We start from the raw sequence: 9,971 nt of genomic DNA, 5'->3' as shown, positions 1-9,971 counted from the left end.
GGGAGAAGATCAGCCTGTTCGTGCAGAACGCGGGCATGAAGCTGTTCGCTGCGAAAGGCAAGGTCGAAGTGCAGGCGCAGTCGGATAACGTCGAGATCACGGCGCAGAAGACGCTGAAGCTGCTGTCTGCGAGCGAGACAATCGAAGCCGCTGCCGATCAAGGCATTATCGTGACGGCCGCCGGTGCGTACATACGCATCAAGGGCGGCAACATCGAGATTCATGCACCGGGGATGATCGATATCAAGGGCGCGCAGCATGCGTTTGCGGGCCCGGCGAGCCAGGGCTATCCGTTGCCATCTGCGCGTCCCGATCAGCCGGGGCAACTCGATTTGCTGCATCAGTACGCGAACGGCGAACCAGTCAAAGGCGGCAAGTTCTCGGTGCTCGACGCAAACGGTTCGGTGCTGCGCCAGGGTGCGCTGGATGGGAGCGGCCGGACGACGGTCAGCGGTTTGCCGCCAGGCGCCGCGCAAGTCAATTTCGGTGTCGACCCGCGCGACCCTTCGCAACCGGCCAACTACTTCAAGAGCGTGCAATGGCCGGCCGAGCCGTTGACGGCTTCCGGCAACAGTACTGCGACATCGCAAATGGCGTCGTTGCTGCCTGGTGTCGCCAGTGCGGGATCGGCGGCAAGTTCGGCGGCGAGTGCGATTGCGGGCGTAACCGGCAATTCCGGCGGTGCGGGCGCTGCGTCGCTGGCAGGCACGTTGGCACAGTCAGTCAGCGGCGGCTCGCAGCTTGCGAGTGTTGCCAGCGCGGCTTCCGCGGGCACGAACGGGCTTGCATCGCTTGCACAAAGTCAGGCACAAGGCCTTGCGCAAAACGCCCTATCGAACGCGCTGCCCTCGCAGGCGAGCACGGCCATCGCCCAGGCTAACCAGTTCGCCGGTGCGGCGAAAGAGGTCAGTTCGATCGCGCAGTCCGCGCGTAGCGCCTTGCCGTCGCTCAAAGGCTTTGCCTGACTCGATGCACGCAACGCGATAAAAGGCCGCAATGCGAATCGCAATGACGGCTCTTCCAACAACAACGTAATAACCGACTGATCCCAGTATGAGCGCAGCCGCCCCGACACCTGTCGCACCAACCGAAGTCGCGATCGTGCCACTTGTCACCATCGCCAAGGAAGACGCGGGCTCGGCGCTCGAACAGTTCGACGCGTGGCTCAAGAGCGTCAGCGACGGCTACGTAACGCTGGAGCGCGTCGAGCAACTGGCGAACGTGATCCCCGTTGTCTCGAACATCCTCTCGGCGGTCGATGTCGTGCTCGACATCAAGCGGCTGACGCAGTCGCAAACGAAAGACGCGTTCGATTACCTGAATCTCGGCATCGATCTGATCGGCATCATTCCCGTGCCGCCTGTGATGGGCGAGTTCCGCATGGGCGCGCGGCCGATGTTCAAGCTCGCGCGCCAGGAACTGATGAAGAGCGGCCGGGCCGTCGCGGAAGGCGGCGCGCAGATGATCGCCGACGCAGTGATCTCGGCGATGGTCGCGCATCTGAGCACGAAATTCGCCGGTGAGATCGAGAGCTTCGTCAAGGAAGTGCAGGCAAAGCTCACTGAGTTGCTGAACGATTGCGCGAACCATGCGCAACAGTTGCTCGAAGGCCTGGCGCAGATCTTCGAGCGCGCCGCATCGGGCAGTCTCTTCGATACCGCTGGCAACTACCGTGCAGCCGATAAACATCTGGACCAGATGTCGGCAGGCTTTGCCGCACACGATGCGGGGAAAGTCGCTGAAAACCTGTGGTCGTATCTGAAGGATGGCGGCAAGGTATTCGTGAAAGGCACGGCGAATCTCGCGACGCAGGCAGCGAATGCGGTTTCGCCTTCCACGAACCAGAAGTTGAAAGCGCTGGCGACGGAAGCACGCGGAGCAATTCCGCTCGTGACCGCGAAAATCAGAGGGCTCAATAGCGCGGACGTCGGTGGCCTGATGTGGCTATTGAACATGCTGACGATGGCCGTCGCGAAGTGGCGCGCGGCGCAACAACATAGGGGCGCGCAGGCGGTCGGGATCAAGCCGGCGGGGAAAGTCCAGGCCGAGTTGAAAAAGGCGGAAGGCGAACTCGAAACAGTGTCCGCACAAGCGAAGGCGAAACATCCCGGTGCGAACGATTGCAAGAGCTGCGGCATCGGGAAAAGTCCCGCTTCCATCGGCTACGCGCTTGGCGACGAACGCTTCGATCATGACGATTTCCTTCTTCCGGGCGCGATGCCTATTGCGTGGACTCGCACGTATCGTTCGTTTCTCGATGCATACGACGAGGGTGAACTTGGCGCGCGGTGGATCACGCGGTACACGACGCGCTTCGATGTTCACGCAAGCAAGCTCGTTTATCACGATCCATCGGGCCGTAGCATCGAATACCCATTGCTGAAGGCGGGCCAGACGCACGACGATCGCGGCGAAGACCTGACGCTCGCACGACTCGACGACACCTGGCTGACCGTGATGCGCGGTCACGAATTGCTCGAAGCCTATGAACTGCACAGCGATGCGTTCCGTCTTGCGTTCGTCAAGGATCGCGCGGGCAATCAGATTACGTTGGTGTACGACGCGGCGGACCGGCTGACGCGAATCGGCACGCCGGCGGCGAGCGTCGTTTTCATGCACGATGTGGCTGGACGCATCACGGAAGCGGTGCATGTCGACGATGAAGGCGAACGCGTCGAGACGCTCGCGCGCTACACGTACGATGCGCAGGGCGATCTGATCGCAGCCACCGACCGTTATGGCAACCGGCGCGAGTATGCCTATCGCGATCATCTCGTGACGCGCTATACGGATCGAACCGGCCGCGGCATGAATCTCGAATGGGATGGCCGCGATGCGAAGTCGAAGTGCGTGCGCGAATATGCCGACGATGGCAGCCATGAAATCCGGCTCGCATGGCATCCGGATATCCGTCTTGTGTACGTGACCGATGCAATGGGCAGTGTCACACGGCACTACTCGGATATAGACGGCTACACGTATCGGATCATTCATCCCGATGGACTCGAAGAATGGTTCTATCGCGATGCGCATCACAACCTGACGCAGCATATCTTTCCGGATGGAAGCGTCGAGCGTTTTGTGTACGATGCTCGCGGCAATATGGTGGAACAGGTTCGCCAGGACGGGAGCGTCGTGCGCATGGAGTACGACGGCGAGGATCAGTTGACTGCGATCGTCGATCCGCTTTTGTACCGGTGGGAGCGCAAATACGACGATGCGGGGCAGGTGGTCGCGCAGATCGATCCGCTTGGTCACGAGACGAAATACAGCTACAACAGGCAGGGACTGCCGGTTGAAATCGTCGATGCGAAGGGCGGCGCGAAGAAACTCGACTACGACGCGACAGGGCAACTTACGCGTTATACCGATTGCTCGGGCAAGGCTACTGAATGGCGTTACGACGAACGCGGCCGTCTGCTCGAAGAGAAGAATGCGGCAGGCCAGAGCACGATATACCGTTACGCCAGCAATGGACAGTTGACGGTCGTTGAATCGTCGGCTGGGACCGAGAAGCTCGAATACGATGCAGAAGGCCGGTTGCTTACGCATATCGATGCGTTGGGACGGATGTCGCGTTTCGTCTATGACAGGGCGGGACGGATCGCGCAACGCACTGACGCACTGGGTAATACGCTTTCATATCGATACGACCTGCTTGGGCGTTTGACCGCATTGACGGATGCGAATCATGCGACGTTCAGCTTCCGTTACGATCCTGTCGGTCGATTGCTCGAGCAGGTTGGGTTTGATGGCAGCGTGGTTCACTATCGCTACGAGGCGGAAAGCGGGCGCATGCTGTCATCCGAAGAGGCCGGTCTCGAGACAGCCTATGACTTCAATGCTGCGGGCCGCACAACGCGGCGCAGTGCAGGCGCGAGCGAAATGCGACTCGCGTATGACGGCAACGGCCGTCTGATCGATGCGCGCAACGACGTCAGCCACACGCAGCACTTCTTTGATCCGGTGGGCAATCTGGTGCGTGAGCACCATGCTTATCAGTTGTTCGGCGAGCGCCGCAGTTACGTGTGGCATCACGAGTATGACGAGATCGGCACGCGCATCAGAACCGTGCGGCCTGATGGGCATGCGATCGACTGGCTGGTGTACGGCTCGGGCCATGTGCACGGCATGATGCTCGACGGGCGCGAACTGATCGGGTTCCAGCGTGATGATCTGCACCGCGAAACGCAGCGAACGCTGTCGAATACGATCGAGCAGGCGACGCATTACGACATGGCTGGACGTGTCGATATGCAGTCGCTGCGGCGACATGGTGCGCCGTCGATGCTTGCCGCAAGGCGTTATCGCTACGATGCGGCAGGGCAACTCAAAGAGATCGACGATAGCCGTCGTGGCGTGACGACATATGGTTACGATCCTGTCGGCCGGTTGATCGAAGCGATCAGTCCGCTTGCGACCGAGCGTTTTGCTTTCGATCCGGCGAGCAATATCGTCGATGCAGGCAGTCCGCGTCATGCACGCTCTGATGGTGGTGGGTATCGCGAGAGTACTTTGCCTGCCGGAGTGCCGGCGATTGTCGGTAATCTGCTGAAGGACTATGCGGGCGAGCACTATGAGTACGATGCGCGCGGCAATCTGGTTGTGCGGCAGTCGCCTGGAAGTGAACAACGGTACGAGTGGGATGGGTTCAACCGGCTGAAGGCAGTAAGCTCGCAGAGTGCTGCTGGCTCGATTCAGGCGCAGTACTTTTATGATGCGTTCGGGCGGCGGATTGCTAAAGATGTCGGTGGTAAGAGGACGGTGTTCGGTTGGGACGGCGACCGGCTTGCTTATGAGTCTGCCGGTTTGCACAGCACGCACTACGTGTATGAAGCGGGTTCGTTTGCGCCGCTTGCACAGTTTGTTGCGTCACGCGTTGATGGTATCGAGACGCCGCAGCGGAAGGAGTCGGATCGGTATGCGCCGGAAGATGATCCGCTGATGAACGTGCCTGTGGCGGATGAGCAGGCGCAGGTTTACTACTACCATTGCGATGTGATCGGCACGCCGCAGATTCTCACGGATGATGCGGGTGAGGTTGTCTGGGAAGCACGGTATAAGGCGTGGGGTGAGGCGGTTGAGGTTATTGCTCGTGTCTCGGGAGCGACGCGGGAAGAAGTGCGGAACCCGATCCGGTTTCAGGGGCAGCAGGCCGATGATGAGACGGGGCTGCATTACAATCGGTATCGGTATTATGATCCGCGTAGTGGGCGGTTTGTTTCGAAGGATCCGATTGGGCTCGCTGGTGGGGTCAATGTTTATCAGTATGCTCCGAATCCGATTGATTGGATCGATCCGCTTGGTTTAACAGTTCGACCGGGTGGCGCGTGCAAGCATGACTCTGGCCGACATGGTGAACTCAGTCCCAATAGCAATCGCGCTCCGGGTAACCAGAACACTCGGGCAGACGGTTTTGTTCAATCGCACCATCCCATCCAAAATGAGTGGGCCGAGAACAACGTTGAAGGATACGATCGAAATGCGGCGCCCGCGGTTCTGTTGTCATCTGCTAGCGGTGACCCCCACGCGCAGATATCCGCGTCGCAGCGATCGCTACGTCGATCACTTGCTAGTCAGCCGGGCGGGAAGTGGGGATCGACGTCGTTGGCCGACGAGTTCAACATTGGTTACGGTCAAATGATCGCCGCTGGCGTGCCTCAAGATGTGGCGCGACGCGCAATGAAGAAGAGCTACAAGTATTTTGACTGCCTAGGAGCTTTCACAAAATGAACTTCTCTGGAATATCGAATTTAACCGGGTTAAATAAGGGGGCTCTGGCGGCTCAAATTGCTGCAGTAGAGTCAGCAATGAAAGTTAAATTTCCGTCGGCTTATAAGGATTTACTGTCGTATTCTGATGGGGTGTTGTTAGACAACGGGCTCTCACTCTATCAGCTGCAGGATCTAGCTGAAAGAAATGAAACCTATGAAGTTAAGGATTACTGCGACGGATATCTGCTGATCGGTGACGACAGCGGCGGAAAAGGATTTTTGATTAAACTTGAAAATGACGATCCCTCGGTATTTGAATCGGGGCTAGGAGACCTCGATCCGTCGGACTTCTCTTCTATTGCAGTCAACTTGCAGGAGTGGATCAGCCGAGGGCTGCGTGCGTGACGGAGAAGTGCATCTGATGATTAAAGAATATGTGGTGGTGGCTGATTCGCCAAATTGACCACATCCGATAAAGAAGTGCACACGGGCATTCCCTACGTCGGCGGAGTCAGTCAGTATCAAGCTGCAACCGGACAGACATATATCCAGCCATGTCGGAGATAGTGCTGCTCTACGAAGAAATCCGCGATGTACGACGTGTCGCCACACAGGTCGATGATCCGAAAAAGTACAACGAGGCAATGCAGGAGATGCTCGCATACGCAAAATGCCGCGGATTTTTGACCAAGTAGAGGCGCTATGACTGATACTGAATTCGAGCAATGGAGGAAAGCATTACTTTCGATGGATCGGTATGAGAATCCGACAGACGCGAGGACGTTTGCGAAGCTTGCGAAAGATGTTCAAGCTCAGCTTGACGGGCGCGTTATAGATACGTTGCTGGATACCTTTTGCGATGACGACGACTACGGTATCCAGGAATCGATCTTGGTCGTTCTTGATAAAGCCGATGCAAAACTCTACGCGGAACGGCTTGCGTTTAAGTTTCCAGATCTTCTCCGGAACGCGAGTGCGCAAGAGTGGCCACATATTTTGATCGGCAGGGTTGTGAACTCAAGCGAAACGGAGAAAATAAGGGAAATAGTAGATGTCGCCAGAAGAACACAAGGTCAATTGGACAAGTTCATACATAGCGAAGACTTCTTGAACGAATATCCGGAGATTAGTACCTATTTCTAAACTGACGCGCGTGTTAAAACGGGAGATGGAAGGCGCTGGCAGCAAGAAGATTCGTGCCACCTGCTGCGGCGCGCGATGGATCACGCCGCACACGACGCGCTTCGATGTTCAAGCAAGCTCATTTATCACGAGCCGTTGGGCCGTAGCATCGAATATCCGTTGCTGATAGCCGGCCAGACGCACGACGATCGCGGCGAAGACCTGACGCTCGCACGACTCGACGACACCTGGCTGAGGAGGTGGATTCAAGGCTCTGAATCCTTGTCCGTGTCCGTGTGAGTAAAAGGGGAAATGTGTGGACCACTTGTTTACAATCAGACAGATTTTCCTAAACCCGCAGCAGCATTCTGGTTGGTTATATTTGCCAGATCCCCCGTGGGATATGAACACACAAGGTGTCTTTGCTGATGATGATAAGGATGCAGATCCTGACGCGGATCCCCGGCCGGAAATTGCCAAGACCAACGATTGGCAGGAGGTCCTCGACGTGGCTTCGATTGAGGACATCGTTTCTAATGCCCAGGCGCAGATAGAGAATCCGAGAATCGAGCAGTTGTTTGAGGCGTTTGTTTACTATTTCGAGAACGATGCGTTTATAGCGTTTTAGATCGGTGATAACCATGCGTAAAGGCGCCCCAAATCTGCCCTTGTTGCGTCTTGACGGTGATCGGGCTCTTGGGGGCGGCCCTTTGCGCCAAGGCAGCAAGTGAGCATTGCCCAGGTAGTTGTCACGCCGATAATGGTGCGATTTCCATTAACCTCCTATATTTCCAGCTGGCTCTCCGCTGTCAAAGAGGCATCGCTACTGGCGCAAGCGGAATGAATGCTGGTCGGCAACGATGTCGAGTTCTGGGTCGCCTGGGACCGGCACGTTGAGGCTCGCAGAGGCGGACGCTTTACCCTATGCAAGAAATGAGGACGAAACCGCGAGTGATAGACACAACAGTAGATGCGATTCATGCAGCTGAGACGGAATTGGCGCGCAACTTCCCTAAGTCGTTCTCGGATTGGCTTCTGGACAACAACGGCAAAGCATTGAGTACTTTGGTTGTGTTTCCTGTATTCGATGCACGCAATCCCTGCAAAACGTGGAAGTCGATAGTTCGTCATTTTGAAGAAAATTAGCAAGAGTGGCGAGACAACTTCTCAGGTAGAGCTACTGACCGCTCAATTGCTACGCCGTGCCCGGCATGATGCTCGACGGGCGCGAACTGATCGGTTTCCAGCGTGATGATCTGCATCGCGAGACGCAGCGTACGCTGTCGAATACGATTGAGCAGGCGACGCATTACGACATGGCGGGACGTGTCGATATGCAGTCGCTGCGGCGACATGGTGCGCCGTCGATGCTTGCCGCACGGCGGTATCGCTATGACGCGGCAGGGCAACTCAAAGAGATCGACGATAGCCGTCGTGGCGTGACGACATATGGCTACGATCCTGTCGGCCGGTTGATCGAGGCGATCAGTCCGCTTGCGACCGAGCGTTTTGCGTTCGATCCGGCGAGCAATATCGTCGATGCGGGTAGTCCGCGTCATGCACGTTCTGCTGGTGATGGGTATCGCGAGAGTACTTTGCCTGCCGGAGTGCCGGCGATTGTCGGTAATCTGCTGAAGGACTATGCGGGCGAGCACTATGAGTACGATGCGCGCGGCAATCTGGTTGTGCGGCAGTCACCTGGAAGTGAACAACGGTACGAGTGGGATGGATTCAACCGGCTAAAGACGGTAAGCGCACAGAGTGCTGCGGGTTCGGTTCACGCGCAGTACTTTTATGATGCGTTCGGGCGGCGGATTGCTAAAGATGTCGGCGGTAAGAGGACGGTGTTCGGTTGGGACGGCGACCGGCTTGCTTATGAGTCTGCCGGTTTGCACAGCACGCACTACGTGTATGAAGCGGGTCCGTTTGCGCCGCTTGCACAGTTTGTTGCGTCACGCGTTGATGGTATCGAGACGCCGCAGCGGAAGGAGTCGGATCGGTATGCGCCGGAAGATGATCCGCTGATGAACGTGCCTGTGGCGGATGAGCAGGCGCAGGTTTACTACTACCATTGCGATGTGATCGGCACGCCGCAGATTCTCACGGATGATGCGGGTGAGGTTGTCTGGGAAGCACGGTATAAGGCGTGGGGTGAGGCGGTTGAGGTTATTGCTCGTGTCTCGGGAGCGACGCGGGAAGAAGTGCGGAACCCGATCCGGTTTCAGGGGCAGCAGGCCGATGATGAGACGGGGCTGCATTACAATCGGTATTGGTATTATGATCCGCGTAGTGGGCGGTTCATCAGCAAAGATCCCATAGGATTGCTGGGTGGCGTCAACGCGTTTCAGTACGCGCCCAATCCGACTGGCTGGATCGACCCGCTCGGGCTGGCTCGATGCCCTTGCGATCCGTGCTCAAAATACGACGTCGGGCCATTCAATCAGCTCAAGCAGCGTTCGGCTCCTGGCGACGACCTCGACATTCACCACGCGATGCAAAAGCAACCGGCGCCCAAGTTGTCGTTGGCTACAATCCACAGACGGCCCCGTCGATCGCTGTTCCTGCCGATGAGCATGCACAAATCCCGACGCTGAAGGGTTCATACGCGGGTACGGCAAAAGACTTGTTAGCCAAGGACATCAGAGATCTGAGACAGAATACAAGCGCTTCTAACGGGTGCTTGCAACGACTCATCTCGCTCAACAAAGAGATGTACCCAGGCGCCTTTAACAAATAGCATTCGCTCGTAAGGAATTTCGGCCATGAACACACAGGAATTCGTCGCCGCTATCAGGACGTATGTACAGGAGCAGACGGTGAATGGTCTCGTGAAGACCTTTACGACCCCACCAGGCAAGAGACCTCATGATCTATTGATCCAGGTATCGGAGTGGCGCGCTCGTTTGACCAGCGACGAACAGAAGCTGTTTGATGGGGTGATAGCGGAGTCAGTCCGCGTTGCATTGTTTGGGCTCTTTGCTGTAATCGATGGGGCGAAGGTCGTGGACGAGGACGTCGATCGGTTCCTTATTACGGCCTTGAGTCACGACGGAGGTAGGACCGAGCTTAACGAAGACACCGCTGTCGATCTTCACAGTGAGTTTGCGCCAGATTGACAATAGTGCGATGCGAGGA

General features: G+C 57.1%; 7 protein-coding genes and 1 pseudogene. 7 read left to right on the top strand and 1 reads right to left on the bottom strand.

Annotated elements, in window-relative coordinates:
* The 4 genes from G3O01_RS43250 to G3O01_RS43235 all read left to right on the top strand — a co-directional run.
* The coding region (locus G3O01_RS43250; protein ID WP_205813614.1) for a DUF2345 domain-containing protein at positions 1 to 965 on the top strand (965 nt) is incomplete at its 5' end.
* Between the two features lie 88 nt (positions 966 to 1,053).
* Entirely contained in the window at positions 1,054 to 5,733 is a 4,680-nt protein-coding gene (locus tag G3O01_RS43245; protein WP_205813613.1) for an RHS repeat-associated core domain-containing protein, read from the top strand.
* Positions 5,730 to 6,119 carry an SMI1/KNR4 family protein gene (locus G3O01_RS43240; protein ID WP_205813612.1) on the top strand — a complete coding sequence of 130 codons (390 nt, stop codon included), beginning with the start codon at positions 5,730 to 5,732 and terminating at the stop codon, positions 6,117 to 6,119. The genes G3O01_RS43245 and G3O01_RS43240 overlap by 4 nt, the downstream gene beginning before the upstream one ends.
* 297 nt (positions 6,120 to 6,416) lie before the next feature.
* Positions 6,417 to 6,857: a hypothetical protein gene (locus G3O01_RS43235; RefSeq protein ID WP_205813611.1), complete on the top strand. Its 441-nt coding sequence runs from the start codon at positions 6,417 to 6,419 to the stop codon at positions 6,855 to 6,857.
* A 108-nt stretch (positions 6,858 to 6,965) separates the two neighbouring features.
* Here the strand turns inward: G3O01_RS43235 and G3O01_RS43230 are convergent, their stop codons facing one another.
* Complete coding sequence (locus G3O01_RS43230; RefSeq protein ID WP_205813610.1) at positions 6,966 to 7,106, bottom strand: hypothetical protein; 141 nt, start codon at positions 7,104 to 7,106, stop codon at positions 6,966 to 6,968.
* Between the two features lie 46 nt (positions 7,107 to 7,152).
* Between G3O01_RS43230 and G3O01_RS43225 the strand changes: the two genes are divergently transcribed.
* The 3 genes and pseudogenes from G3O01_RS43225 to G3O01_RS43215 all read left to right on the top strand — a co-directional run bounded on the left by G3O01_RS43225 (position 7,153) and on the right by G3O01_RS43215 (position 9,952).
* The gene (locus tag G3O01_RS43225; protein WP_205813609.1) at positions 7,153 to 7,464 is read left to right on the top strand and encodes a hypothetical protein; all 312 of its coding nucleotides are present in this window, start codon (positions 7,153 to 7,155) and stop codon (positions 7,462 to 7,464) included.
* A gap of 574 nt (positions 7,465 to 8,038) precedes the next feature.
* Positions 8,039 to 9,232, top strand: a pseudogene (locus G3O01_RS43220) (RHS repeat-associated core domain-containing protein); the annotation flags it as partial.
* A gap of 366 nt (positions 9,233 to 9,598) precedes the next feature.
* Positions 9,599 to 9,952, top strand: a complete 354-nt coding sequence (locus tag G3O01_RS43215; protein WP_205813607.1) for a hypothetical protein — start codon at positions 9,599 to 9,601, stop codon at positions 9,950 to 9,952.
* Positions 9,953 to 9,971: the final 19 nt, after the last annotated feature.

This window comes from Burkholderia sp. Ac-20365 (genome assembly GCF_017104715.1).
Classification (GTDB): Bacteria; Pseudomonadota; Gammaproteobacteria; order Burkholderiales; family Burkholderiaceae; genus Paraburkholderia.
This window is presented reverse-complemented; position numbering and strand designations above follow the sequence as displayed.

Excerpts from the sequence above, each read along its gene's own strand:
- G3O01_RS43215 (WP_205813607.1), top strand. The coding sequence starts at position 9,599 with ATGAACACACAGGAATTCGTCGCCGCTATCAGGACGTATGTACAGGAG.
- G3O01_RS43240 (WP_205813612.1), top strand. The coding sequence starts at position 5,730 with ATGAACTTCTCTGGAATATCGAATTTAACCGGGTTAAATAAGGGGGCT.
- G3O01_RS43235 (WP_205813611.1), top strand. The coding sequence starts at position 6,417 with ATGACTGATACTGAATTCGAGCAATGGAGGAAAGCATTACTTTCGATG.
- G3O01_RS43245 (WP_205813613.1), top strand. The coding sequence starts at position 1,054 with ATGAGCGCAGCCGCCCCGACACCTGTCGCACCAACCGAAGTCGCGATC.